Source organism: Serratia sp. LACPHL-BACT-2024-00286 (assembly GCF_043109535.1).
GTDB lineage: Bacteria > Pseudomonadota > Gammaproteobacteria > Enterobacterales > Enterobacteriaceae > Serratia > Serratia sarumanii.
In genome coordinates this window covers 721713-747688 of the sequence record NZ_JBICNA010000001.1, presented here as the reverse complement: position 1 = coordinate 747688, position 25976 = coordinate 721713, and the positions used below count along the sequence as shown (strand labels likewise).

At 62.5% G+C, this 25976-nt stretch carries 22 protein-coding genes; 10 read left to right on the top strand and 12 right to left on the bottom strand.

Annotated elements, in window-relative coordinates; translation table 11 throughout:
• The first annotated feature begins 12 nt into the window (after positions 1-12).
• Entirely contained in the window at positions 13-483 is a 471-nt protein-coding gene (gene cueR, locus ACF8MC_RS03575; RefSeq protein ID WP_033653133.1) for a Cu(I)-responsive transcriptional regulator, read from the top strand.
• Positions 484-557: 74 nt separating this feature from the next.
• On the top strand, positions 558-755 hold the full coding sequence (locus tag ACF8MC_RS03570) for a heavy-metal-associated domain-containing protein (protein WP_197838936.1): 198 nt from the start codon (positions 558-560) through the stop codon (positions 753-755).
• A gap of 8 nt (positions 756-763) precedes the next feature.
• On the opposite strand, the gene ACF8MC_RS03565 is transcribed toward ACF8MC_RS03570, so the two are convergent.
• The 6 genes from ACF8MC_RS03565 to ACF8MC_RS03540 all read right to left on the bottom strand — a co-directional run bounded on the left by ACF8MC_RS03565 (position 764) and on the right by ACF8MC_RS03540 (position 9117).
• Complete coding sequence (locus ACF8MC_RS03565; RefSeq protein ID WP_047567415.1) at positions 764-1123, bottom strand: DUF1493 family protein; 360 nt, start codon at positions 1121-1123, stop codon at positions 764-766.
• Positions 1124-1280: 157 nt separating this feature from the next.
• On the bottom strand, positions 1281-2723 hold the full coding sequence (locus ACF8MC_RS03560) for an efflux transporter outer membrane subunit (protein ID WP_164104961.1): 1443 nt from the start codon (positions 2721-2723) through the stop codon (positions 1281-1283).
• A 1-nt stretch (position 2724) separates the two neighbouring features.
• Positions 2725-5862 carry an efflux RND transporter permease subunit gene (locus ACF8MC_RS03555; RefSeq protein ID WP_164104962.1) on the bottom strand — a complete coding sequence of 1046 codons (3138 nt, stop codon included), beginning with the start codon at positions 5860-5862 and terminating at the stop codon, positions 2725-2727.
• Position 5863: 1 nt separating this feature from the next.
• Positions 5864-7006 (bottom strand): efflux RND transporter periplasmic adaptor subunit, encoded by a 1143-nt coding sequence (locus ACF8MC_RS03550; protein WP_164104963.1) that lies wholly within the window; start codon positions 7004-7006, stop codon positions 5864-5866.
• Positions 7007-7220: 214 nt separating this feature from the next.
• Positions 7221-7901 carry a bifunctional 2-polyprenyl-6-hydroxyphenol methylase/3-demethylubiquinol 3-O-methyltransferase UbiG gene (locus ACF8MC_RS03545; protein WP_033653125.1) on the bottom strand — a complete coding sequence of 227 codons (681 nt, stop codon included), beginning with the start codon at positions 7899-7901 and terminating at the stop codon, positions 7221-7223.
• Between the two features lie 85 nt (positions 7902-7986).
• Positions 7987-9117 carry an agmatine/peptidylarginine deiminase gene (locus tag ACF8MC_RS03540; protein WP_041035167.1) on the bottom strand — a complete coding sequence of 377 codons (1131 nt, stop codon included), beginning with the start codon at positions 9115-9117 and terminating at the stop codon, positions 7987-7989.
• 143 nt (positions 9118-9260) lie between these two features.
• Between ACF8MC_RS03540 and ACF8MC_RS03535 the strand changes: the two genes are divergently transcribed.
• The 3 genes from ACF8MC_RS03535 (at position 9261) to ACF8MC_RS03525 (ending at position 14460) form a co-directional block, all read left to right on the top strand.
• On the top strand, positions 9261-10124 hold the full coding sequence (locus ACF8MC_RS03535; RefSeq protein ID WP_060706555.1) for a LysR substrate-binding domain-containing protein: 864 nt from the start codon (positions 9261-9263) through the stop codon (positions 10122-10124).
• 161 nt (positions 10125-10285) lie between these two features.
• Entirely contained in the window at positions 10286-11959 is a 1674-nt protein-coding gene (gene ggt, locus ACF8MC_RS03530) for a gamma-glutamyltransferase (RefSeq protein ID WP_049196918.1), read from the top strand.
• Between the two features lie 206 nt (positions 11960-12165).
• The gene (locus ACF8MC_RS03525; protein ID WP_164104964.1) at positions 12166-14460 is read left to right on the top strand and encodes an FdhF/YdeP family oxidoreductase; all 2295 of its coding nucleotides are present in this window, start codon (positions 12166-12168) and stop codon (positions 14458-14460) included.
• Positions 14461-14523: 63 nt separating this feature from the next.
• Here the strand turns inward: ACF8MC_RS03525 and ACF8MC_RS03520 are convergent, their stop codons facing one another.
• From ACF8MC_RS03520 to ACF8MC_RS03510, 3 genes are all read right to left on the bottom strand, one after another.
• The gene (locus ACF8MC_RS03520; RefSeq protein WP_039566063.1) at positions 14524-15294 is read right to left on the bottom strand and encodes a DeoR/GlpR family DNA-binding transcription regulator; all 771 of its coding nucleotides are present in this window, start codon (positions 15292-15294) and stop codon (positions 14524-14526) included.
• A gap of 112 nt (positions 15295-15406) precedes the next feature.
• Positions 15407-16630 (bottom strand): FAD-dependent oxidoreductase, encoded by a 1224-nt coding sequence (locus ACF8MC_RS03515; RefSeq protein WP_039566062.1) that lies wholly within the window; start codon positions 16628-16630, stop codon positions 15407-15409.
• Positions 16620-18023, bottom strand: a complete 1404-nt coding sequence (locus tag ACF8MC_RS03510; protein ID WP_164104965.1) for an NAD(P)/FAD-dependent oxidoreductase — start codon at positions 18021-18023, stop codon at positions 16620-16622. The genes ACF8MC_RS03515 and ACF8MC_RS03510 overlap by 11 nt, the downstream gene beginning before the upstream one ends.
• A gap of 257 nt (positions 18024-18280) precedes the next feature.
• Here ACF8MC_RS03510 and ACF8MC_RS03505 point away from each other — a divergent pair, with 257 nt between their 5' ends.
• The 4 genes from ACF8MC_RS03505 to ACF8MC_RS03490 all read left to right on the top strand — a co-directional run bounded on the left by ACF8MC_RS03505 (position 18281) and on the right by ACF8MC_RS03490 (position 21420).
• Positions 18281-19579: a glycerol kinase gene (locus ACF8MC_RS03505; protein ID WP_392423145.1), complete on the top strand. Its 1299-nt coding sequence runs from the start codon at positions 18281-18283 to the stop codon at positions 19577-19579.
• Between the two features lie 18 nt (positions 19580-19597).
• Entirely contained in the window at positions 19598-19741 is a 144-nt protein-coding gene (locus ACF8MC_RS03500) for a hypothetical protein (protein ID WP_392423144.1), read from the top strand.
• A complete protein-coding gene (gene eutH, locus ACF8MC_RS03495) occupies positions 19734-20966 on the top strand; it encodes an ethanolamine utilization protein EutH (protein ID WP_039566054.1) in 1233 nt (410 codons plus the stop codon). Before ACF8MC_RS03500 ends, eutH begins: the two co-directional genes overlap by 8 nt.
• A gap of 97 nt (positions 20967-21063) precedes the next feature.
• The gene (locus tag ACF8MC_RS03490; RefSeq protein WP_039566053.1) at positions 21064-21420 is read left to right on the top strand and encodes a DUF1937 family protein; all 357 of its coding nucleotides are present in this window, start codon (positions 21064-21066) and stop codon (positions 21418-21420) included.
• Positions 21421-21458: 38 nt separating this feature from the next.
• Here ACF8MC_RS03490 and ACF8MC_RS03485 read toward each other — a convergent pair whose 3' ends face one another.
• Together ACF8MC_RS03485 and ACF8MC_RS03480 are read right to left on the bottom strand one after the other, a co-directional pair.
• Positions 21459-23384 carry a DUF3857 domain-containing protein gene (locus tag ACF8MC_RS03485; RefSeq protein WP_164104966.1) on the bottom strand — a complete coding sequence of 642 codons (1926 nt, stop codon included), beginning with the start codon at positions 23382-23384 and terminating at the stop codon, positions 21459-21461.
• Between the two features lie 123 nt (positions 23385-23507).
• Positions 23508-24077, bottom strand: coding sequence for a helix-turn-helix domain-containing protein (locus ACF8MC_RS03480; protein ID WP_033634588.1), 570 nt, complete (start codon positions 24075-24077; stop codon positions 23508-23510).
• Between the two features lie 129 nt (positions 24078-24206).
• Between ACF8MC_RS03480 and ACF8MC_RS03475 the strand changes: the two genes are divergently transcribed.
• Positions 24207-25100, top strand: coding sequence for a DMT family transporter (locus ACF8MC_RS03475; RefSeq protein WP_039566050.1), 894 nt, complete (start codon positions 24207-24209; stop codon positions 25098-25100).
• 209 nt (positions 25101-25309) lie between these two features.
• On the opposite strand, the gene ACF8MC_RS03470 is transcribed toward ACF8MC_RS03475, so the two are convergent.
• Entirely contained in the window at positions 25310-25915 is a 606-nt protein-coding gene (locus ACF8MC_RS03470) for a nitroreductase family protein (RefSeq protein WP_033632999.1), read from the bottom strand.
• Positions 25916-25976: the final 61 nt, after the last annotated feature.

Here is a 25976-nt window from a genome sequence, read left to right as displayed (position 1 = left end):
CAGGAGGACAGGATGAACATCGGACAAGCAGCCCGGTTATCCGGCGTTTCGGCGAAGATGATTCGCTATTACGAGCAAATAGGCCTGATCCCGAGAGCGGCTCGCTCCGATGCGGGATACCGCCACTACGGCATGTCGGACGTGCATGGCCTGCGTTTTATCCGGCGCTCACGCGACCTGGGTTTTTCCGTTGAGCAGATATCTGCGTTGCTGATGCTGTGGCACGACCGCGAACGCGCCAGCGCCGATGTTAAAGCCGTAGCGCTATCCCATATCGCCGTGCTGAAAGCCAAGATTGCGCAACTGCAGACGATGGCGCAAACGCTGGAACGCCTTGCCGGCCATTGCCATGGCAATACGCGCCCCGACTGCCCTATTCTGGCGGGTTTAGCGCAACCGGTGGCGCTCATCGCGCCGCGCCAAACGCCGCATTTCGGGGTGATGCGCGAGCCGAAACCACGACGACCGCGTGAATCGTCATAAAAAGAGTTTGACCCTGTCACGCTGGCAAGCTTTACCGTTATCAAACACCGTAATCGACGAGGAGAGTAAAAATGATTCGTTTTCATATTCCAGCCATGACCTGCGGCGGCTGCGCCAGTTCCGTCACCCGGGCGTTGTTGAACGTTGACCCGCAGGCGCGTATTCAAACCGATCCGGCCAGGCGGGAAGTGCTCATCGAGAGTGCGTTGCACAGCGCTGCCTTCGGCGCCGCGCTGGACGAAGCCGGTTTTCCTCCGGCCGAGCCGGATTAAGCGGCGCGTCAGGCCTGGCGCAGCTGTTCGATAAGAAAGTGGATATCGTACAACCAGCGTTTGGCGCGCGCGGAACGCACCAGCATCGACACGCACAGCGGCCGGGGGTGTTCTTTGCAGGCGGAGGGGGAAAACCAGCGGCCGGTGTTGGTCGGCGGCTGGAAATACAGCTCGTGGTTATAGTTGCCGCTGTCGACGCCGAAGGTATCGAAGTAGCGGCGCATCAGCGTATTGGAATCGCTGAACGACAGGTTGAGCGCGGTGTTGATCTCGGTTTCCGGGGTGATGACCACGCCCTTCTTCAGCCGCCCTGATGCGTTGAAGGCGGCGATAAGCGCGATGACCTGTTGCTGAATGTCTTCTGCCATGACGACCTCGAGCCGGTATGAATAAAAGAGGAATGCGGTTCTCTGTCTGACTCTGCCTGCCCCGGCGAGTTCTGGCCGCCGGCCGGGTTTTCCGTTTCTTTACACTTTCCATAAAAAAACCGCGCGCAGCCACACTCCCGGCGCGCGCGGTTGACGGTTAGCGGCTGAGCGTCGTCTTGTCGGCGATGACGCCGTCCCCCTGCCGCTCGGCGGCAACGCCGCCGCCCAACACTTTATACAGGGTGGCCTGATTGTCATACGCGGTCTGCTGCGCGGCGATCAGCGCCTGCTGCGCCGTGTACAGCGTGCGCTGCGCGTCCAGCAGCGTCAGGTAGCTGTCAACGCCCTGGCGGTAACGCAGCTCGGCCAGGCGATAATATTGCTGCGCCGCCGCCACATAGCCGGTCTGCGCCGCCAGCTGTTCCTGCAGCGTGGCCTTGCGCGCCAGCGCGTCGGCGGTTTCCTGAAATGCCGTCTGCACCGCTTTCTCATAGGTGGCAACATACAGGTCTTTCTGCGCTTGGGTGTAGTTCAACTGAGCCGTGTTATAGCCGCCGCTGAAGATCGGCAGGCTGATGCTCGGTGCAAACGACCAGACGCCGGCTCCGTGGCTGAACAACGAGGAGAGTTCACCGCTGCCCACCCCGCCGCTGGCGGTCAGGCTGATCGACGGGAAGAACGCCGCCCGCGCCGAGCCGATATTGGCGTTGGCGGATTTCAGGTTATGCTCGGCCTGCAGCACGTCCGGCCGCTTCAGCAACACTTGCGAAGAGACGCCGGCCGGCAGATCGCGCATGATCCCGCCGAGCGCCTCGATGCCGCTCGGCAGCAGGCTTTCCGGCACGCTTTGCCCCACCGCCAAATCCAGCGCGTTTTTCGCCTGCGCGGCGCTGGTAGCGTAGCTGGCGGCGTCCGATCGCGCCTGCTGATAGACGGTTTCCGCCGACGCCACGTCAACCAGCGACGCAATCCCATGCTGTTGATTGTTGCGCGTGACGTCCAGCGACCGTTTGGCGCTCGCCATCGTCTGCTGGGCCACCGCCAGATTGCTGCGCTCGGCCGCCACCGCCACCCAGTCGGTGACGATATCGGCGATCAGCGTCAGGCGGGTGCTTTTCGCCGCCTCCGAGTTCGCCAGATAGGTTTCGAACGCCGCGCGCGACAGGCTGGCGTTTTTGCCGAACAGATCCAACTCGAATGCGCTGACGCCGGCCGCGGCTTCGTAGCTTTGGCTCAGCGCGGTGGCGTTGCCGCTGCCGGTCAGCGCCCGCCCGCGGCTGCCGTCGGCGGTGGCGTTGATTGTCGGGAACAGCGCCGAGCGCTGCTCGCCGTACAGGGCGCGCGCCGACGCGATATTGGCGATCGCCTCGCGCAGATCGCGGCTGCTGTTCAGCCCCAGCGCCACCACCTGGCGCAGCCGGGCGTCCTGGACATAGTCGCGCCAGGCGACGTCCGGGTAGCTCAGCGTCCGGTTGCCGCCGGCCTCGCCCTGCGGCAGGTTGGCGGGCACCGGCGCCGCCGGGCGCTGGTAGTGCGGATCCAGCGACAGACAGCCGGTCAGCAGCAGCGGTAAAGTTAACATCATGACTCGTTGCAACACGTTATTCTCCTGCCTGTGACGGCGGGTTGGCGGGCCGACGGGCAAACATGCGGCGCACCAACACATAAAACAGCGGGACGAAAAAGATCGCCAAGGCGGTGGCGGTGATGGTGCCGCCGATGATGCCGGTGCCGATGGCGATGCGGCTGTTGGCGCCGGCGCCGCTGGATACCGCCAGCGGCAGCACCCCGGCGGTGAATGCCAGCGAGGTCATCAGGATCGGTCGCAGGCGCATGCGCGCCGCGTGGACCGCCGCGCCAATCAGCGTTTCACCCCGCTGGTGCATCTCCTCGGCGAACTCGACGATCAAAATGGCGTTCTTCGCCGACAGGCCGATGATGGTGAGCAGCGCCACCTGGAAGTAGATGTCGTTTTCCAGCCCACGCAGGGTGATCGCCAGCAGCGAGCCCACCACGCCCATCGGCACCACCAACATCACCGCGAACGGAATCGACCAGCTCTCATACAGCGCCGCCAGGCACAGGAACACCACGATCAGCGAAATGGCGTACAGCGACGACGCCTGGCCGCTGGTCAGCCGCTCCTGATAGGACAGCCCGCTCCAGGAATAGCTGCTGCCGGCGGAGAATGTTGCCGCCAGCTTCTCCATCTCGCTCATCGCCGTACCGGAGCTGACGCCGGTGGCGCCCTGCCCGGTGATCTCGAACGACGACAGCCCGTTATAGCGCGACAGGTTTTCCGGCCCGTAGATCCAGTGCGAAGACGCGAAGGCGGAGAACGGCGTCATGCTGCTGGCGCCCGACGCGTTGGTGCCGCGCACAAACCAGCGGTCAAGATCTTCCGGCTTGGCGCGGTACTGCACATCGCCCTGCATATAGACTTTTTTCACCCGGTTGCGATCGATAAAGTCGTTGATGTAGGTGCTGCCGAACGCGCTGCTGAGGGTGCTGTTGACGTCGGCGGCGCTCAGGCCGAGCGCCTGCAGTTTGCCGTTGTCGATCTCCACCTGCAGCTGCGGGGTATCCGGCAAGGTGTTGGCGCGCACCGCCAGCAGCGATGGATTGCTGGCGGCCGCGGCAACGATCTGGTCGCGCATCGCCTGCAGCTCGGCGCGGGTGGTCGCCCCTTTGGCCTGCAGCTCGAAGGTGAAGCCGTCGGACTGGCCGAAACCGTCGATCGCTGGCGGGCTCATGGAGAAGACCTGGGCGTCGCGCAGCGTGGCGAAGTGCGCCATGGCGCGTTTGGCGATGGCGTCGGCGGTGTTCGCGCTGCCGCTGCGCTGGCTCCAGTCTTTGAGGCTGACGAACGCCATGCCGGCGTTTTGTCCGCTGCCGCTGAAACCGAAACCGTTAATGGTAAAAATGGTGCTGACGTTGGCCTTTTCCTGGTCGAGGAAATAGGCGGTCACCGCCTCGCTCACCGCCGAGGTGCGCGCGTTGGTGGCGCCGGCCGGCAAGGTGTACTGCACCATCACCGTGCCCTGATCCTCGTTGGGCAGAAAGCCGGTCGGCAAGCGCAGGTACATCACGGCGGCGGCGATCAACAGCAGGCCGTACAGCAGCAGATAGCGCGTCGGCCGATGGATCACCCCGCCGACCTTGTCGGCGTACTTCTCCTGCATCCGCTCATAGCCGCGGTTGAATTTGCCCAGCCAGCCCTTGTCGGTCTGCGCGTCGTGCGCCGGCTTCAGCAGCGTGGCGCACAATGCCGGCGCCAGCGTCAACGCCAGCACCACCGACAGCACCATCGAGGAGACGACGGTGATCGAAAACTGGCGATAGATCACCCCGGTGGAGCCGCCGAAGAACGCCATCGGCAGAAACACCGCCGACAGCGCCAGCGCGATGCCGACCAATGCGCCGGTGATTTCACGCATCGATTTCTCCGTCGCCTCGCGCGGCGGCAGCTTATCCTCGCGCATCACGCGCTCGACGTTTTCCACCACCACGATGGCGTCGTCCACCAACAGCCCGATCGCCAACACCATGCCGAACAGCGTCAGGGTATTGATTGAATAGCCGAACGCCGCCAGCACGCCGAAGGTGCCCAGCAACACCACCGGCACGGTGATGGTCGGGATCAGCGTGGTGCGCAGGTTTTGCAGGAACACGAACATCACCACCACCACTAACGCCACCGCTTCGAACAGCGTTTTCACCACCTCCTCGATCGAGATGTTGATAAAGTCGGTGCTGTCTTTCGGGTAGGCCACCTTGTAGCCCTGCGGCATCGCGCTTTGGTATTCCGCCACCTTGGCCTTCACCAGCTTGGCGGTGTTGAGGGCGTTGGCGCCCGCCGCCAGCTTGACCGCGATCCCCGCCGCCGGGTGGCCGTTGAGGTGCGCGCTGGCGGAGTAGTCCTCGTTGCCCAGCTCAATCCGCGCCACGTCGCCCAGCCGCACCAGCGCGCCGCTGCTGTCGCTTTTCAGGATGATATTGCGAAACTGTTCCGGCGTTTGCAGCCGCGACTGCGCCTTTACCGTGGCGGTCAGCTGCTGATCGGCGGCGGCCGGCAGATCGCCGATCTTGCCGGCGGACACCTGGGTGTTTTGCGCTTCGATCGCCGTCTGCACGTCGGAAGGCATCAGCGCATAGCTCGCCAGCTTGGTCGGATCCAGCCAGATGCGCATCGCGTATTCCGAGCCGAACACCTGCACGTCCCCCACGCCCTCGATGCGCGACAGCGGATCCTGCAGGTTGCTGACCAGATAGTCGGAGATATCGGCCATCGTCGCCTTGTCGCTTTCGTCATACAGCCCGACGATCAGCAAGAAGCTGCTCTGGGATTTCTTGACCGTCACGCCCTGCGCGGTAACCGCGCTCGGCAAACGGCTTTCCGCCTGCTGCACCTTGTTTTGCACCTGCACCTGAGCGATATCCGGATCGGTGCCCTGATCAAAGGTGACGTTGATGCTGACCGAGCCGCTGGAGCTGCTGGTCGAAGAAAAATACAGCAGGCCGTCCAGGCCGGTGAGCTGCTGCTCAATCACCTGGGTGACGCTGTTTTCCAGCGTTTCCGCGTCCGCGCCCGGGTAGGTGGCGGAGATGGAGATCTGCGGCGGCGAGACGTCCGGATACTGCGAAACGGGCAACGAATTGATCGACATCAGGCCGCACAGCATGATGATGATGGCGATCACCCAGGCGAATACCGGCCGCCGGATAAAGAACTGCGCCATATCACTGCTCCCCGCGTTGGGTTTTGTCGACCGAAACCTCAACCGGCTTCACCGCGGCGCCGATCGTGACCTTGCTGGTGCCTTCGACGATCAGGCGATCGCCTTCGTTCAGCCCGCTGCCGATCAGCCAATTGCTGCCCACCACCCGTTCGGCGCTGACGGTGCGCTGCGCCACTTTGTTCTGTTCGTCCACCACCAACGCGGTGGCTTCCCCTTTGGCATTGCGGGTTATGCCCTGCTGCGGCGCCAGAATGGCTTTGGGATCGACGCCGTTATCCACCGTGGCGTGGACATACATACCGGGCAACAATTCATGTTCGGGGTTGGGGAACACCGCGCGCAGCGTGACCGAACCGGTGGCTTCGTCCACCGCGACTTCGGTCAGCTCGAGCTTGCCGGCATGGGCATAAGGCGTACCGTCCTCCAGCTTGATGGCGACCGGCGTGATTGCGCCGCGCTGTAACGCCGCCTGCTGGCGCCGCAGTTTAAGCAGTTGGGCGCTGGACTGGGTCAGATCGACATAGATCGGGTCGAGCGCGCGGATGGTGGCTAACGCATCGCTTTGGCTGGCGGTGACCAGCGCGCCCGGCGTCACCGACGAGATGCCGATACGCCCGGCGATCGGCGCCCGCACCTGGGTATAAGCGAGGTTGATGCGCGCCGTCTCCAGCGCCGCCTGATATTGGGCCACCGACGCCACGGCCGCCAGATAGGCGGCTTTGGCATCGTCCGCATCCTGCTGAGAAACGCCGTTCTCTTTCACCAGCGCCGCATAGCGCTGCGATTTGAGCCGGGTGGATTGCACCGTGGCCTGGGCGTTTTTCAGCTGGGCCGCGGCCTGATCGTAGCTGGCCTGATAGCTGGCAGGGTCAATTTGATACAATACCTGCCCGGCCTTGACCTCGGCCCCTTCGGTAAACAGCCGCTGCTTGATGATGCCGTCGACCTGCGGCCGCACGTCGGATGTCATGGTGGCGTTGACCCGGCCGGTCAACTCGCTGCTCAGGGTCACTGACTGGCCGCGCAGCGTGACCACGCCGACCTCCCGTTCTGCGCCCGCGCCGGCTGGCGCACCGGCGTTTTGCCCATCGCAGGCGGCCAACAACAGCGACAGCCCGAGCACCAAAAGCGTTTTCCTCTGCATTGCAATACGATCCCATTGAGAATGACTATTCTCAATATATCGAATGCCGACATTCGCTTCTGAAAGGGTTGCGTAAGGATTCGGTAAAATCTTGTCGAAGCGGGAAACGGTGGAGCAATATCGCTCAGCGTGGTTTCAGCAAACTGGCGCAGCGGTTTTTAGCCAATGCAATAAAGCGTTCCACTTCAGCCGGGGGCTGCGCCACGTAGGATTTTTAGGGTTTAACCAGCCTGAACACCGTTTTGGTGTGCCAATAGTAGTCGATTGCCGCCGCGATATCCGGCATCCACCCGTCCGGTTCATAGGGCACGAAGCCGGAAAAGCCCAGCCTGCGGGCAGAGACCTGGAACCCCGCGGCGGAGAAAATGCGCGCATAGTCGGCCAGCGACCGATCCTGCACCACGGTATGGGTTTCTGCAGCCACCCGTTCACGCCACTGCGGCCACAGCGGGTTGCCGGTGTGGCAACCGGTCACCGCATAGTAAACGCCGCCCGGCTTCAGCACCCGCAGTATATCGGCAGCATGCTGGGCAATATCGTCGATCAGATAGATGACTTCATGACTGAAGGCGATATCGAAATGGTCGTCCCAGCCGTTCAGCCGCGTATCGGTTTGATAAACCACCGGCAGATGCCCTTTCAGCCGGTTGGCTTCATCGACGGACCGGCGAGCGATATCAACGCCAAGCCCCTGCTGAAATGGGCGGAGCTGGTACAGCAGGCGCAGAAAACCGCCCTGATTGCAGCCGAAATCCAGCACCTTCACGCCGGACAGTTCGTTTTCCGGTACCAGGCCGATAAGATGGCGCCAGATGGGCGCATGGCCATCGGCCATGGCCTCTTCCGCGCGCGGATCGCGATACCAGGTGGGAATGGTCGAGGGTGAATCGGTCATGATTTTCTCCTTGTGTCAGCGCTAAGCCAACCACAGCCGATCGTGACAAACAACCCGGTGCGCATTTTTTGAACATTGCGCGGTATTACCGACCGTGCCTTGGCAGTTGGCTGGTCACGCAGTGAATGCCGCCGCCGCCGGCCGCGATGGCGTCGATCTCCAACTGCACCACCTTGCGCTGCGGATAGAGCGCCGTCAGCAGCGCAAGCGCCGCCCGATCCGCCTGCGGATCGCCAAACTCCGGGGCGATCACCGCGCCGTTGATGACGAAATAGTTGATGTAGCCCGCCGCAAAATCCGGGTTGTTGCGGCTGAATCGGCTGTCGCGCGGCGCCAGCGGCGGCGAAAGCGTATGCACCTGCAGCCGGCGGCCGTCGGCGTCGGTCGCCGCCTTGAGGATCGCCAGATGTTGCTGGGTAACCGCATGGTCATAAGAGGCCGGATCGGTGTCCAGGTTGGCCACCACCACGCCCGGCCGCACGAAGCGGGCGTAAAAATCGACGTGGGCGTCGGTGATGTCCCGGCCTTTGATGCCCGGCAGCCAGATTATTTTGCGCAGGCCGAGCATCGCTTTCAGCTCCTGCTCCACCCGTTCCCGGCTCCAGCCCGGATTGCGGTTCGCATTCACCCAACTGCTCTCGGTCATGATGCCGGTGCCGTGCCCGTCCACTTCGATACCGCCGCCTTCGCCTGTCAGTGCGCTGCGGCGCAGTTGGGCGGCACCGTAGCGGTTGGCGGCAAACGCCGCCAGGCGCGCATCCCTGGCATGCCGCTGTTTATTGCCCCAGCCGTTGAAGTTGAAATCCACCGCCCCGAGTTCGCCGGCGCCGTTGACGACGAAATTGGCGCCGAAGTCGCGCACCCAGATGTCATCCAGCTCGGTGACGACATAGCTGACGTTGTGACTGCCGCAGGTGGCCTCGGCCAATTGCCGTTCATTGCCGCGGCAAAATACCGTCACCGGCTGAAACTCGGCGATGGCGCGGGCGATACGCCCCTGCGCCGCCTGCACATCCGCCGTGAATTCGCCCCAGATGGCCCGCTGCGCGCCGAAGGCGAGAAACGCCCGCTGCTGCGGTTCCCCTTCGTCGGGCATCCGCCAGGCCGGATTAAGCGCAGCTTCTGCGTGACTGCGTAACGGAATGCCTAACGAGGCCGTCAAACCGACCCCGGCAACGGCGGAAAGCTGTTTAATAAACACGCGACGAGTTGACATTGAAGACCTCTTTTAATTATTTATAATTCAAAAAGTTAAATGAATAATTCACGTTTATGCGGTTGAATCTCATGCTAGTCTTCCCCTGGCACCGCGACAAACGATATATTTAGCGGATATCTGATTAGACAGGCTTATCGATAATGTTAAAACACTGGCCCCCTTTGAGCGCGCTGCGCGGTTTCGAAGCGGCAGCGCGCCTGGGCAGTTTTCATCAGGCTGCCGAAGAGCTGCACCTTACCCAGTCGGCCATCAGCCAGCAGATCCGCAGCCTCGAAGCGTTTCTGGAGCAGCCGCTGTTCTTTCGCACCGGCCGCAGCGTGGCGCTGACCGACGCCGGCCACGATCTGTTCAGCACCGCGCAGGTGATGCTGCAACAGCTGGCGGTCGGCATTCGCCGTTTGGATCAGTACCGCAAACCCAACCAGCTGATCGTCAACACCACCCCGGCTTTCGCCCGCCACTGGCTGACGCCGCGGCTGGGCGACTTCAATCGGCAGCATCCGCAGGTCGACCTGTGGCTGTTCACCAGCTTTGAACCGCCGAATATGGCGACGGACAGTATCGATCTGGCGATCCGCGACGATCTCAGCGCACAGGCGGACTGCACCTTTAACCTGCTCTGCAGCGACCGGCTTTATCCCGCCTGCCACCCCAGCCTGCTGGCGTTGGCGGCGGAGCAGCGCGTGACCCTGCACGGCGAACGGGAGATGGACTGGAGCCACTGGACGGTGGCGGGCGGCGCGCACGTCGGCCAGCGCGACAGCGGGCTGAACTTCTCCGATTCCGGTCTGCTGCTGGACGCCGCCTGCAACGGCCTCGGCATCGCGTTGGTCAGCCAACTGCTGGCGCAGCACGCGCACGACGCCGGGCTGCTGCAACCGTTAACCGAGCAACGCGTGCGCGGCGCCAACTGGGCGTGGCTGCTGCACCGCGACAGCGAACACAACCCGCTCGCCCGCCACTTCTGCCAATGGCTGCAGTCGGCGCTGCCCGCCGGCGCATAACGCGCCACGTCACGATTCGCCACTCTGGTCAGGCGGCCCCGCCTGACCGCTGCTACCTTCAATAAAGCGCCGCAACAGCCCGAAGAAAACGCGCTAACCTGCTGTTTCAAAATAATTAGTTGAATTCACCTGATAACTGAACATCGCTAAAAGGATCGTCTATGTCTGCCGGTTTATTGAAAACGATAGCTCTGAGCGTGGCCCTGGCCTGCCCCCTTCCCGCCGCCTTTGCCGCCGATCTCACCGCCGGTGCGGTCGCCGCCCCGGATCGGTATGGCGCTAACGTCGCCGCGCACATTCTGCAGGCCGGCGGCAATGCGGTCGACGCAGCGGTCGCCACCGCCTTTACCCTGGCGGTCACCTACCCTGAAGCCGGCAATATCGGCGGCGGCGGCTTTATGACGCTGTACGTCGACGGCAAACCCTATTTCCTCGACTACCGAGAAGTGGCGCCCAAGGCCGCCGGCAAAACTATGTATCTGAACGAGAAAGGCGAAGTGATCGAAAATCTTAGCCTGGTGGGCAGCCGCGCCGCCGGCGTGCCGGGCACCGTGCTGGGGTTGTGGGAAGCGCATAAACGCTTCGGCAAGCTGCCGTGGGCCGAACTGCTGACGCCGGCGATCGGCTACGCCCGGCAAGGTTTCACCGTGGCGGATCAGCAGTATCAGTACCGTGAAGACGCCAACAAACTGTTCGCCGGGAAAACCAACTTCGGCGACTATTTCGGCGCCATGAAGCCCGGCGCGGTGTTCAAACAGCCGGAGCTGGCGGCCACGCTCGAGCGCATCGCCAAGTCGGGCGCCGACGATTTTTATCACGGCGAAACCGCGCGCCTGCTGGTGGCGCAAATGCAGCGCGACAATGGGCTGATCGGCGCGGCGGATTTGGCCGACTATCGGGTGAAATGGCGTGAACCGATGCGCATCAGCTGGCGCGGCAACACCGTCTATACCGCCCCGCTGCCCAGCTCCGGCGGCATTGCGCTGGCGCAGCTGCTGGGGATAAAAGAGGATCGCGCCGCCGATTTCAAGGGGGTGCCGCTGAACTCGGCGCGCTATATCCACCTGCTGGCGGAAATCGAAAAACGCGTGTTCGCCGATCGCGCCGACTACCTCGGCGACCCGGATTTCACTCACGTGCCGGAAGCGCAGCTGATCGCCCCCGACTACCTGAAGAAACGCGCCGCCGAGATCAACCCGACGGCGATCTCGCCGACCGAACAGGTGCGGCCGGGGCTGGAAACCCACCAAACCACCCACTTCTCGATCGTCGATGCCGCCGGCAACGCGGTCAGCAACACCTATACGCTCAACTGGGACTTCGGCAGCGGCGTGGTGGTCAAAGGCGCCGGCTTCCTGCTCAACGACGAGATGGACGACTTCAGCGCCAAACCCGGCGTCGCCAATGCCTTCGGCGTGGTGGGCAGCGACGCCAACGCCATCGAGCCGGGCAAACGCATGCTCTCCTCGATGAGCCCGACCATCATCACCCGCGACGGCGAGGTCAGCCTGGTGATCGGCACGCCGGGCGGATCGCGCATCTTCACCTCGATCTTCCAGGTGATCAACAACCTCTACGATTATCATCTGCCGCTGGCGCAGGCGGTGGCCGCCCAGCGTGTGCACCATCAGCTGTTGCCGAAGGACACCCTGTACTATGACAGCTTTGCGCCGCTGACCGGCAAACCGGCGGACGAGCTGAAAGCCATGGGCTACACCCTCGAAGACCAAGGCTGGAACATGGGGGATATTCAGGCCATCCGCATCGATGGCCGCACGCCGGAAACCGCGTCCGATCCGCGTGGCCGCGGCGTCGGCCTGGTGGTGAACAAGTAACGCCCCGGCGGCCCGCCTCCGGTTAGACGGGCCGCCGCTCTCCCCGAACAGACTGCCGCTGCCTCCTTTTTCACTCATCTATACTGAATCGACAGGCCCGCGTTTAACGGCGACGGCGCCTGGGTTCCGTTTTGGACGATAAAGATAATATTCATGATAAATCAATCACCTGTAATTATCGTAAGCGATGTCGGAGGCAAGCAACCATGGCGAAAAGACGAGCAGTACCTGGAATTCATCCTTACGATGGGCCCGCCGGCGGTTGGGGCGCGCTGAAAGCGACGGCCATCGCCGTGCGCACGCAGATGGATACCTTGGAAGCGCCGGTGACGCTGATGCGCACCAATCAACCCGACGGGTTTGATTGCCCGGGATGCGCATGGCCGGATAAAGAACATCGCTCCACCTTCCAGTTTTGCGAAAACGGCGCCAAAGCCGTGACCTGGGAAGCAACCAGCAAACGCGTGACGCCCGAATTCCTGGCGCAAAACACCGTGACGTCGCTGCTGCAGAAAACCGATTATGAGCTGGAGGATTATGGCCGCCTGACCACGCCCCTGATCTATGACGCCGGAACGGACACCCTGCGCCCGCTGGCCTGGGACGAGGCGTTTCAACGCATCGCCGCCGTGTTGCAGACGCTGCCGCCGGAGCAGGTGGAGTTTTATACCTCCGGCCGGGCGTCCAATGAGGCGGCCTACCTGTTCCAGCTGTTTGCGCGGGAATTCGGCAGCAACAACTTCCCCGATTGTTCCAATATGTGTCATGAGCCGACCAGCGTTGGCCTGCCGCAGTCCATCGGCATCGGCAAAGGCACCGTCTCGCTGGACGACTTTGACAGCGCGGAGCTGATTATCTCCATCGGGCACAATCCGGGCACCAATCACCCGCGCATGATGGGCACGCTGCATGAGCTGGCGCGCAAAAAGGTGCCGATCATCGTGTTCAACCCGCTGCGCGAACGGGCGCTCGAGCGTTTCACCGATCCGCAAAACGTCATTGAAATGGCGACCTACAGTTCGACCCCTATCGCTTCAACCTACTATCAGGTCAAAGCCGGCGGCGACGCCGCGGCGCTGAAAGGCATTGCCAAAGCGCTGCTGCAGCTGAATGAAACACAAGGCAATGCCGTGGATCACGCCTTTATTGCCGAGCACACGGAAGGATTTGCGGCTTTCGCCGCCGATCTGGCGGCCACCCGTTGGGAGGCCATCGAGGCGGAGAGCGGCCTGACGCGCCAGGATCTGGAACAGGTCGCCGCCGCCTACGCAAAATCCAACGCCACCATCGTGACCTACGGCATGGGCATTACGCAGCACAATAAAGGCACCGCCAACGTGCGCCTGATCGCCGATCTGCTGCTGCTGCGCGGCAATATCGGCAAACCGGGCGCCGGCATCTGCCCGCTGCGCGGCCACTCCAACGTGCAGGGCAACCGCACCGTCGGCATCACCGAAAAGCCCTCGGCCGATTTTTTGGCGAAGCTGGAAGCGGTGTTTGGCTTCACGCCGCCCAAAGCCCACGGGCATGATGCCGTGAAGTGCATGCAGGCGATGATCGACGGCGCCTCGAAAGCGTTGATCTGCCTGGGCGGCAACTTCGCCGTGGCGCTGCCGGATCCCGAGCAGAGCTTCCCGGCGATGAAAGCGCTGGAATTAAGCGTGCATATCGGCACCAAACTCAACCGCAGCCATCTGTTGGTGGCGAAACAAACCCTCATTCTGCCCTGCCTGGGGCGCACCGAGCTGGACATGCAGGCCGGCGGGCGGCAATCGGTGACGGTGGAGGATTCGATGTCGATGGTGCATGCCTCGTCCGGCAAACTCAAACCGGCGTCGGAACTGCTGCGTTCGGAACCCGCCATCGTGGCCGGCATGGCCAAAGCGGTGATGCCCGCCAGCAAGGTGCCCTGGGATGAGCTGATCGAAGATTACGATGTGATCCGCGATCTGATCGAAAAAACCATTCCGGGCTTCGACGATTACAACGCGCGCATTCGTCAACCCGGCGGTTTCCGCATGCCATTGCCGCCGACCGAACGCCAGTGGCCGACGGCGACGGGCAAAGCGATGTTTTCCGTGTTCAGCGGGCTGCATGAAGACGCGGCCATCGCAGAGAAAGACACGCTGCGGCTGATTACGCTGCGCAGCCACGATCAGTACAACACCACCATCTATGCCCTGGATGATCGCTACCGCGGGGTTTTCGGCCGGCGCGACGTTTTGTTCATGAATGACAGCGATCTGCAACGCTTGGGGCTGGAGCATGGCGACGTGGTCGACCTGGAAACGGCGCTGCCCGGCTGCACTCAGCGCCTGGAGGGCATCACGGTGATCGCCTACAACATCTCGGCCGGTTCGGTCGGCGCCTACTATCCGGAGGCCAACGTGCTGGTGCCATTGCATTACATCGATGAGGAGAGCGGCACGCCTTCGTACAAATCGGTGCCAGTTCGCGTGACGCTGAGATCCAAAGAGGTGCGTGAGGTCAAGATCGCCTAGAGGAAAGCGGTTTGAAGGCCTTCTCCGGGTTGCTCGGCCCGGAGAAAGGCTGCTCATAACCCTTTATACCTGTGCGACCAACACATTGACGTTGGCCGGGAAAACCAGCCCCTCCAGCGCGTTGCCGCTGTCGGAGGTCACCAGATAATCGATCTCGGGCCATTTGGCCACCAGGGTCATCGCATGCCCGCGCAGCTTGTTTTCATCCGCCAGCACGATGCATTTGCGGCTCTGCGCAATCATTTTGCGCGCGATGGCCGCCTCATTGACGTTTTGATCCATCACCCCGGTCTGCACATTGACCGCGCCGGCGCCGATGATGGCGTAATCGGCGAAAAACGCCTCGATGTTATTCAGCGCGATCGCCCCCAGGCACTCCATTTTGGAGCCGATGAACTGCCCGCCGATCAGCACCACGTCGATGGAGTCATTTTCCAGACAGACGTTGGCGATCAGCGGCGAATTGGTGATGACCGTCAGCTGATCGACGGTCGCCAGCTGCCGGGCGAACTCCAGCGTGGTGGAGCCGAAATCCACGAACACCGTATCGCCCGGCTGGATCAGCGTCACCGCTTTCTCCGCGATGGCGCGCTTCTCGGCCTCGGCGATTTTGGCCCGTTCATTGAATTCATGCTCGAATTTGAACTGGCTGCTGACCGCGCCGCCGTGGATCTTCTTGATCAGGCGATAATCTTCCAGCTTGTTCAGATCGCGCCGAATGGTTTCCTGCGAAACCTGGAATTTATCCGCCAGCTCATTCACGTAAACCCGGCCGTTGGCCTGGATCAGCGCCAGTATTTCATTGCGCCTATCCACGGAATTAGAGATATCCATTCACATTACACTCGCTGCCTTAAGTAAGAGTGACTGCCTCCGCCGGACTCGCGGCGTCAACTGACCGAATACTACGGGTTTCAGGGCGTTAGACGCAAGCCGTAGCCGTCGTTCACCCGGCGGATTCGATGCTGATGTGCAGCGCGTCACGCTCGCCGTCGGCCGGCAAAGCGATATTGCGCAGCAGGATCCGCCGTTCCGGCAGGCAGCGATGCGTTTTGCGATACAGCACTTCCTCGCCCAGCCGCACCACCACCGAACCGGACACCGCCCGCTCTACCCGCATATTGATCGTGACCGTGCTGGGTTTGCCGATCAGCGCCACGTTGGCAGGCGCGGTCAGGCGGATCCGCTCGTCGTGCCGCACCGGAAGCATTTGCCGCGCCGGCGGCAGCGTGCGCCGCAGCGAACGGGCAACGGCTTCGCCAACGCGCAACCCTTCCTGATAACACTGGTCGCCCATGTCCGCCGGATGCAGCATGTTGCCGACGGCGAAATAGGCGGCGTCGGAACAGCGGCCGAACTGATCGGTCAGCGGGCAGCCGCTGTCCGGCCGCTGCGCCAGGTGGCTCTGGCGGATCAGCGTATACTCCCCGGTGAAGCGGCCGGTGAAGATCAGGCTGTCGCAGGCGATGCGCCGTTTCTCCCCGCGGCGGTTCTCCACCTCGATGGATTCGACCCGATCGCGGCCGGCAATATCGGTCACCCGCGAATAATAATGAATCGGCACCCCCATCAGGCGCGCATAGAGCGCGCTCAGCCGCCAGGCGACGGGTCTGCCGCCGCTTTCAATCATGGCGACGGCGCGCACGCCGGCGTTGCGCAGCGTCCACAGCGCGGAGAAACTGACCAGCTCGGTGCCGACCACCACCGGCGCCTTGCCCGGCTGCAGCCCGCGCAGATAGACGAACTGCTGCAGCGCGCCGGCGGTCAGCACGCCCTGCGGCCGCAGGCCGCTCACCAGGCGCGGATGGCGCGGCGTCTCGCGCACGCCGGTCGCCAGGATCACCCGCTGCGCTTTCAAGGTGCTGACGCCGTGGCGATCCGTGATGGTCAGCTCGCCGTCCGGCTTGATGGCGAGCACCGTCACGCCGGTGCGGATCTCCACCTGCCCGGCGCGCGCCAGTATCTTATCGACATAGGTGGAGCCGAGCATCGGCCGGTAAAACGTTTGCAGCCCGAAGGTGGGGTGCCGGCAGTGTCTCGGCACGCCGCCCGCTTGCTGCTCCCGTTCCAGGAGCACCACATCCTCGATCCCCGCCTGCCGCAGCGCGGTCGCCGCGGCGATCCCGGCCGGCCCGGCGCCGACAATCGCCACCTGATACTCAGTTTTCATCAATGCTCCCTACGGCCAGCGTCTGGCCAAAACGATCGCCCACCATTTCCGCCACCCGGCTGCTGCAATAAAAACCGTTGCAGCGCCCCATCATCACGCGCGTGCGCCGCCGCAGCCCGCCGATGCACTCCGGCGGCACGGCGGAATCGAACGCCGCCTCGATTTCCCGCTGGGTCACCAGTTCGCAATGGCAAACGATGCCGCCGTTGTCCGGGCGCGCGTAATCGCGCAGCGCGTAGTCGGCAAGCATCGGCATCTGCGGCCAATGCACGGTCTGTGGCGCCGTCGGCGTGAAGCACGGCGTAAAATGGTCGCGGTAAAGCTGCTCCACATATTGCGCGATGCCGAGCGCCGCCGTCAGGCCGGTGGAACGAATGCCCGCCACGCAGATCCACTGCCGCTCGGGATAGTGCTGAATGCGATAGTGTTTCTGCTCTGTCGCCGGGCGCAATCCGGCATAGCTGGCGGTCACGCTGTAATTTGCCAGCGTGGGCAGCAGCCGTGTCCCCTGTTCGATCAGCTCGCGCATTTTGGTTTCGTCCACCGTCGCCGTCTCGCGATCCTGCTGTTCTTCGGCGGTCGGCCCCAGCAACAGATTGCCAAAGATGGTTTTCGACAGCAGCACCCCTTTGGTGATCGCCGTCGGTACCGGCAAGATGATGGCGTTGACCTGCCCGGCGGCGGCCTTGTCGAACACCAGGAACTGCCCTTTGCGCGGGCGGATTTCAAACTCGGGCTGATGGCAGAAACTTTCTACCCGGTCGCCCTGATTGCCGGCGCAGTTGATGACGATTTTGCCGTGAAACTCGCCCCGGTTGCTGGTTAGCCGCCAGCCGGTCGGCAAGCGTTCGGCGCCGGTCACCTCGGTATTGAAGCGATAGTCGCCGCCGTGTTTGACACCCTGCGTCAGGTAAGCCAGCGGCGTGCTCCAGGGATCGATCACGCTCTCGCCCGGCACCTCTACCGCCGCCAATGCGCCGGGCGCCAGCTGCGGCTCACGGCGATACAGCTCGGCGGCGTCGATCTGCGCCACGTCCGGCACGCCGTTGTCATGCGCCTGCTGCACGATCGCGGGCAGCGCCTCCAACTGCTGCTCGTCCCAGGCCACGACCAGCGCGCCGGTGGGCAGCAGCGGCAGATTCATGCGTTCGTGGATGGCGATAAATTCCCGGTAGCCGGCCTGCATGCAACGCAGCTCCAGGCTGCCGCTGGGCGCATCGAAGCCGGTATGCAGCAGCGCGCTGTTGGCTTTGCTGGCGCCGGACAGGATATCGCCCCCCTTTTCCAACAGCAGCGTACGGGCGCCCATCAGGCAGAATTTGCGGAATACCGCACACCCGACCACACCGCCGCCAATCACGACAATGTCCCAACCCGTTTGTTCTTCCATCATGCTGATGTCCCGTTTTGATGTGATAACCACAATAAAACCACACAATAACCGCATTTGGAATGACAAAAACAACACAACTCCCAAAAAAAAGCCGCAGAACGCGGCTATAAGCAAAAAGTATGAGGTCGATCACGCGGGGTTATTTTATCTTGTGATTTATGTTGCTTTAATGTGTGAAATTGAAGATAGATTATTAAAACGGTCACACAACCAACACCAGGCGCAATAAAAAACAAAACCTATAAGAGAGTGAAGCAATGATGAATCAACGTTATGCCGCGATTGATCAGGGAACCACCGGCACCCGGGTCGTGGTGTTCGGCGAAGACGGCAGGCACCATTCGCCGGCCAGCATGCCGCACAAGCAATTCACCCCCAATCCGGGCTGGGTGGAACACGACGCCCTGGAGATTTTGGCGAATATCCGCCGCTGTCTCAGCCAGTGCGACATGGTGGACGCCATCGGTTTGGGGCATCAGGGCGAAAGCCTGCTGGCCTGGGACGCCGACAGCGGCCTGCCGCTGTACAACGCCATCGTTTGGCAAGATCAGCGCACCGAGCCGGAGATCCAGCGCCTGAAACGCGAAGGCGTCGAACCGCTGGTGATGGCGAAAACCGGCCTGCCGCTCGATACCTACTTCTCCGCCAGCAAGATGGGCTGGCTGATGAACAACGCCCCGGGGGCTAGGCAGCTGGCGCAACGCGGCCGCCTGCGGCTCGGCACCATGGACGCCTTCTTCCTGTTCCACCTGTGCGGCCGGCATCTCACCGACTATAACTCGGCCTCGCGCACCTCGTTGTTCAACATCCATACCCTGCAGTGGGACGAGGAGCTGTGCCGTTTGTTCGGCGTGCCGATCGACAGCCTGCCCGAGGTCAGAGACAACATCGGCCACTTCGGCGACGTCGCGCTCAACGGCAAACCGGTGCCGCTGTCGGCCTGCATCGTCGACCAGTTTGCCGGCACATACGGCCACGGCTGCCATCAACCGGGGCAGATGAAGATCACCTTCGGTACCGGCGCCTTTTTACAGGCGATCACCGGGCCGCGCCCGATCGACGCCGGCGAGTCCGGCCTGTTGCCCACGCTGTGCTGGAAGCTGCCCGGCAGCGAGCCGGTGTATGGCTTGGACGGCGGCGTTTATAACGCGGCCTCCGCCATTAACTGGGCGAGAAAGATCGGCCTGTTCAACGACTTCGATGAATTCGGCGATTTTCCGGCCCAGCCGGCCATCGCGCGCGGCCTGGCCTTTGTGCCCGCACTTTCCGGGCTGGCCTGCCCGTATTGGGACCGCTCCGCCGCCGGGGTGTGGGCCGGCCTGTCGCTGGAAACCGAACGCAAGGATCTGCTGCAGTCGATCCTCGAAGGCATCGCCATGCGTTCCGCCGAGGTGATCAACGCCATGGATAAGTTGAAACCGATCGGCGACAGCATTTCGGTGGACGGCGGTCTGTCCGCCAACCGCTATTTCACGCAGTTCCTCGCCAACCTGATCCAAAAGCGCATCGTCACGCCCGCCAACAAAGAGATCACCGCTCAGGGCGTGGCGCAGTAGGCGCGTAAAGGGCTGGGTATGGAACAGCCGCTCAAGGTGCTCAACCGCTATGAAGTGACGGAGCCCGCCGAGGTCGATATGGCGGTCTGGTTCGCCCGCTATCAGGAAATCATCGCGCGCTCGCGCGGCTTACGTTCATCGCAGGAGGAGCACCATGGCTGAGTTCGGTAATTTCATCATCTATATCATCATGGCCGGCACCCTGATCGGCGCGCTGGCGTCGATCGTCAAACCGGAAGGTGAATTGGGGCGCGAGTTCGTCAACGGCATTCACGCCATCGGCCCGGTGTTTCTCGCCCAGGCGGGTATCATGGCGGCGATCCCGATCATCTCTTACCTGATCATGCACAGCATCGGCCCCTTCTTCTCGGCGCTGGGCTCCGACGCCTCAATCGCGGCGCTGGCGGTGATCGCCGTGGACATGGGCGGCTATCAGCTGGCCGACGCCATCGCCGCCAACCGCGACATGTGGATCGTCGCCATGTTGGTGGGATACACCTCCGGCGCCAGCATCGTGTACCTGATCCCGGTCGGGCTTATCATGCTGAACCGCGACGACCATAAATATCTGGCGCTGGGCGCGATGGCGGGCCTGATCAGCATTCCGTTCGCCGTGTTGATCGCCCTGGTGACCATCACCTTCAACAACCTGCCGGTCAGGGAGATCATTTCCACCACCTCGCCCGCCGCACACTACCTGCAGCTGGACTTCCTGCAGGCGCTGCGGCTGCTGTCGCCGCTGTTCGTCCTGTGTTTCCTGCTGGCGCTGGGCCTGAAGCTGCGGCCGGCGGCCATGGTGAAGGGGTTCCTGATCTTCGGCAAGGCGGCGGACGCCTTTATCAAACTGGTGCTGGCGCTGTGCATCATCGAGCATTTCACCGGCGTGTTTAAAAAGGTGTTCGGCGGCTGGGTATTCGATCCGTTATTCGCCGACAAAGACGAATTATTCCGCGCCATCGAGATTGCCGGTTACATCGGCATTATGTTGGCGGGCACATTCCCCATTTGTTATTTGTTCCAGCGCTATTGCCGCAAGCCGATGCATTTCATCGGCAAAAAACTCGGCTTATCAGATACCGGCGCGCTGGGCTTTATTATGGTGTTGGCCAATATCATCGCGGTTTATCACCTGTTCAAAGGCATGCGGGCGCGCGATAAGGTGCTGTGCGTCGCCTTCGGCATCTGTGCGCAGGCCACGTTGGGCGATCACCTGGCGTTTACCGCCAACTTCCAACCTTCGCTGGTGCTGCCGATCATGATGGGTAAATTCCTCGGCGGCATGATTGCCGTGCTGATCGCCATCAAGATCTCGGTGCCGGAAGCCGAATTGCTGGAAAAAGAACAGACGCAAAGGCAAGCGACGGCTATTGCCGCCGCCGCTCGCTGAATTTATCCCTGAGCCATAAAAAATAAACGGGGCGCCGCCTCACGGGAAAGCTGCGCCCTTTTTTCCCACGTTCTAGTTATTGAGAGAGTAAACGGTAATGAGAAAGATATTTTTGGCCTGCCCCTACAGCCACGCCGACGCCAACGTCGTGCAGCAACGCTTTATCGCCTGCAACGAGGTCGCCGCCGCTATCGTGCGCGCCGGCAGCGCCGTTTTTAGCCAAGTCAGCATGTCGCATCCGATCAACCTGTGTTTGCAAGAGCTCGACAAAACCGCCATCGGCAGGCTGTGGGCGCCGATCGACGCCCTGTTCATGGCGGCGATGGATGAGTTGATCGTGCTCGATTTGCCGGGTTGGCAAGAGAGCGGCGGCATCAAGCGCGAGATGGACTATTTCGCCGCGCGCGGCTGCCGCGTCAGCCTGTGGTCCGAGGTCGCGGGCGAGTTCAACTGAGGCGTGCGCCCCGCCGCTTAGCGCGACGGGGCATCGGCTTACTTGCCGGTGGCCAATTCGCCGTACACCACCTGGCCGCGGAAACCGCGCCGCACCTGCTGGAACAGCTCGCGGAACGCCGGGTAATCCTGCGCCTGGCACAGCGCCTCCTTGCCGCGAATGGCGTTCACCTGCAGCTGATGATTGACGATCACCTGCTGCCCGTCGCGCCGCCACGCCACACGATAGTCGCCCGCCGCATTGCGGAACTGCCTGTCTTGCGGAATGGCGATGATCGGCACGTTGGCCGGCAGCTGCAGACGGTAGGTTTCGTCGTAGCGCTGCGCGCTGCAGTAGAACGGCGTTTCGTTGCCCGGCGCCGCCGTGGTGGTGTAAAGCGTGCGGAACGATTTGCCGCCGGGCGGATTCGGCAGCGTCATGCCACCCACCACGCCGAAATCGACGTAGTCGTCCGCCTTGAAGCGGAAGCGGTAACCGAACTGTTTTTTGAGATCCAGCGGATCGCTGTTCATCGCCACCTCGCCGCTGCCGTCGATGCCGGAGGCGGACATGATAGACGCTTCGGCCTGCGCCCGGTTCTGCCGGTTGATCTGCGAGAAGTAGCCCCGCAGGTCAATCTCTTCCACTTCGCTCAGCCGACGCTCGGTTTGCCCGTGCAGATTACCCGCTTTGTCGAACACGAAATCGACGCTCAGCGCGCTCTTGACCGGCTGCTCGTCGCTGCCCGGCGTGCGCGCCAGCTTGGCGTCGCGCGTCAGCAGCACCGGCGCCCCCAGATCGCCTTCCGGCAGTTGCCCGAAGCGCGCCCACGGATTGGTGGAATCCAGGTACAGTTTGAATTCCGGCACGTAGGTGATGGCGTGATTAAAGCGGCTGAGCAGCGGCACTTTAGGCAGTATCGGGCCTTCGTCCATGCCGATCAGCACCGGCGAGCTTGCAATGCCTTTGGCGGCGAGCAGCGCCTCCAGGATCACCACGTGATCCTTGCAGTCGCCGTAGTGGTTGTCGAGAATGCTCTGCGCCGAATTCGGCTCCAGCCCGCCGTTGCCCAGATACACCGCCACGTAACGAATGTTTTGCGCCACCCAGCGATAGAGGGCCTCCGCCTGCTCGCGCCGATCGCTGATGCCGGCGGTGATGTTGTCCGCCAACGCCTGGATGCCCGGCGTCACCTTCGCCGCCGCGCCGGCCTTCAGCTGGTAGGCCTTGGCCAACTGCGGCCACTCGCGGTAGGTGCTGGCCATGATGGTCGGGCTGAAGGTCCAGCTGTCCGCCGCCCAGTTTTGCGATTTCATCGGCGCGCTGCGTGAATAATGCCAGCGCCAGTGCGCCTGCCCGTCGCGGATCTGCGGCTTGTCTCCGCCCGCCACGCCGCGCGTGAAAATATGCATCGGCAGCTTGGCGGGCGCCTGCAGGGTCACTTCGGCATCGTCGAACTGATCGAAAACGCTGAACGTCTCCCACAGGCCGAAATAGTCGGGGAAATACGGCGTGTTTTGCGTGCGGCGCAGCTCATACACCACGCGCGATCCCGGCGCCAGGTTGGAGAACACGATGACGCGCACTTTACGGTCGGCATACAGCGGCGCCGTGGCGCTGGAGTAACTCTCCTGGGTATAGATGCGATCGGGCGCCACGACGTGGCGCTGGCCGTCGGCGGTCAGCGTGTAGGCGGCGACCACCTCCAGCGTTTCCATTTTTTCGCTGTAGCTCAGGCGGATCTGGCTGAATTTCTCGACCGCTGCCTTGGTCTTCAGCAGCACTTCGTAGCTTTCCGTCTTCACGTTGGTGGCGTTGGCGTTGACGCGGTAATCCGCGCGATAGCGTACGAAGCTGAAATCGTTGTTGGCCGTGTCGTTCTGGCCCTGATCCGCCGCGGCGGGCGGTGCGACGGCCAACACGGTGGCCGGGTGCGTCGCCGTCAAACCGGCGAATAACAGCAGGGAAGGAATAGCGATTTTCATCTTCGGTCCTTGAAGGGCAATAAACAGCGACGCCGGGCTACGCGCCCGTCCCGGCGTCAAAACAGGCGGGCACACTAATATAATTGAGAATCATTTTCAATAAACGAACCGTCAACGCCCAGGTTAGCCCTGTTCGATCAGCATCACGGCGGTGGTCTCCGGCTCCAGCGCTTCGAAAACGTGCTCGCGATCGGCGGAATAGCTGATGTAATCGCCGGCGCTCAGCTCCTGCGGCTGGTCTGCCGGCCCCAGGCGCGCGCGCCCGCTGCTGATAATCACATGCTCGACGGTGCCGGGAGGATGCGGCCGGGAAAGCTTGGCTTCTCCGGGCTGCACCCGCAGCCGGTAAATGTCGCGCTGCGCCCCCGGCGGGCAGGTGGCCAGCAGCGTGGCGGCGTAGTTGCCCTGCTCCGACAGTGCCGGCGTTCCCTCATGGGCGCGGATCACCTGCACCTGCCTGCTCGGCTGTGAAATCAGCCGGCTGACCGGCACATCCAGCGCCATCGCCAGCGCCCATAGCGTTTCCAGGCTGGGATTGCCGCTGCCGGCTTCCAACTGCGACAGCGTGGACTTGGCGATGCCCGCACGCTTCGCCAGTTCGGTGACGGACAGGTTCACTCGCTCCCGCTCACGGCGGATCGCCGCCGACAAGAGGCCGATTGGCGTGATGTTCTGCATTAGGCTATCGCTCATTGTTCGTTATACCATCCATTTGTTCGACTTGACGAACACTCGTATTCATGTTCATCATAATGTTCGATTGTTCATTTTAATGATTGCACCGCTTTGCCGCAAGTGCGGGCAGGCAACGAGGGAAACCACATGAAAACGAAAACGCGCGGCGCAGTGCAAATGATCCTCGCCATGACCATCTCCGGCACCGTGGGGTGGCCGGTGCTCGTTTTAGGGCAGCCGCCCGCGACGGTGGTGTTTTGGCGCTGCGCGTTCGGCGCGCTGGCCATGCTGGCGACCTGCGCCGCACTCGGTCAGCTGAAATCAGGCGCGATCAACCGGCGCCAGCTGAGCTTCGCCATTCTGGGGGGAATCGCCCTGGTGCTCAACTGGACGCTGCTGTTTGCCGCCTATGCGCATGCCTCGATCGCGGTCGCCACCGTTACCTACCACGTTCAGCCGTTCATGTTGGTGGCGCTGGGGGCGCTGCTGTTCGGCGAAAAGCTGACGGCTAATCGGCTGGGCTGGCTTCTGCTGGCGTTCGCGGGAATGGTGTTGATCGTCACCGGCCGGCAAAACGGCGGCGGCGATGACTATCTGCTCGGCGTGGCGCTGGCGTTGGGTGCGGCCCTGATGTACGCCATTGCGGCGGCGATCGTCAAACAGCTGGCCGCGCTGCCGCCGCAGCTGATCGTGTTGATTCAGCTTACCGTCGGCGCGCTGGTGATGGCGCCGTTCGCCGGCCTGGCCACGCCGCCTGCGGCCCCGATCGACTGGCTGCTGCTGGCGACCCTCGGCCTGGTGCATACCGGCTTGATGTCCACGCTGCTGTACGGCGCCATTCAGAAGATCCCCACCTCTCTGGTCGGCGCCCTGTCGTTCATCTACCCGGCGGTGGCGATCGTGGTGGACTGGGCGGCGTTCGGCCACCGCCTCAGTCTGTTACAGCTGCTGGGCACGCTGGCGATCCTGGGCGCCGCGGCGGGCATGAACTTCGGCTGGCGGCTCTCGCCGGTCGCCCGGCGGGCTGATAAAACCGGTTAATCCCGTCCGGCGGGCAAGCTATGCACAATAAGGCATTCGTCTTGCGCCCGGCGCGGTGTTATTTATTTACACCGTGTAGGGTAGAAGGAGTTGGCCATGTGGTATCACCGCCTGCAACGGCGCATCCGTTTCAGCTACTGGAACGAACTGTGCGTCGCAAAAAAATAAGGGAAGGCGCAAGCCTTCCCTTTTGTCATTCACCGCTCAGCTCAGAAACGATCGGTTTTCACCACCTCGTCGAACGGCAGTTTGCCGATGCGCGGATAAGGCTGCCCCGCCGCCTTGCCGATGGCGACCATCAGCGCGATCTGATAGTGCGCCGGTTTGTTGATGATCTCTCCCACGGCGTCGAAATCAAACCCGTCCATCGGGCAAGAGTCGTAGCCCTGCGCCTTGGCCGCCAGCATCAGCGTCTGGGCGAAGATACCGCTGCTGCGCATCACTTCGTCGCGCTGCACCTGCGGCTTACCGCGATAATACTGATCGACGGCCGGGATCATGAACTGCTGTACCGGCTCCGCCGCCTCGGCCCAGACGTTTTTTACCTGTGACTCCCAGCTCGACAGATCGCCGCACAGCACGACCAGCATCGACGCGTCGGTGACCTGTGCCTGCCCCCACGCCGCTTCGCGAATTTTCTCGCGCTGGGCGCGATCTTCGATCAGCAACGGGCGCCAGTGCTGCAGGTTAAAAGCGCTGGGTGCGCCCTGCAGCGCGATAGTCAGCAACGCTTTTTTCTCTTCGAGCGTCATCACGTGCTGCGCATCAAACTGTTTGGTGGCGCGGCGCTGGCGGATTGCGTCTAACGTATTCATTTTACTGCCCCTGTCCATGTGAAAGATCCTATTGTCGCCAACGCGACGCGGCTGTCCAGCC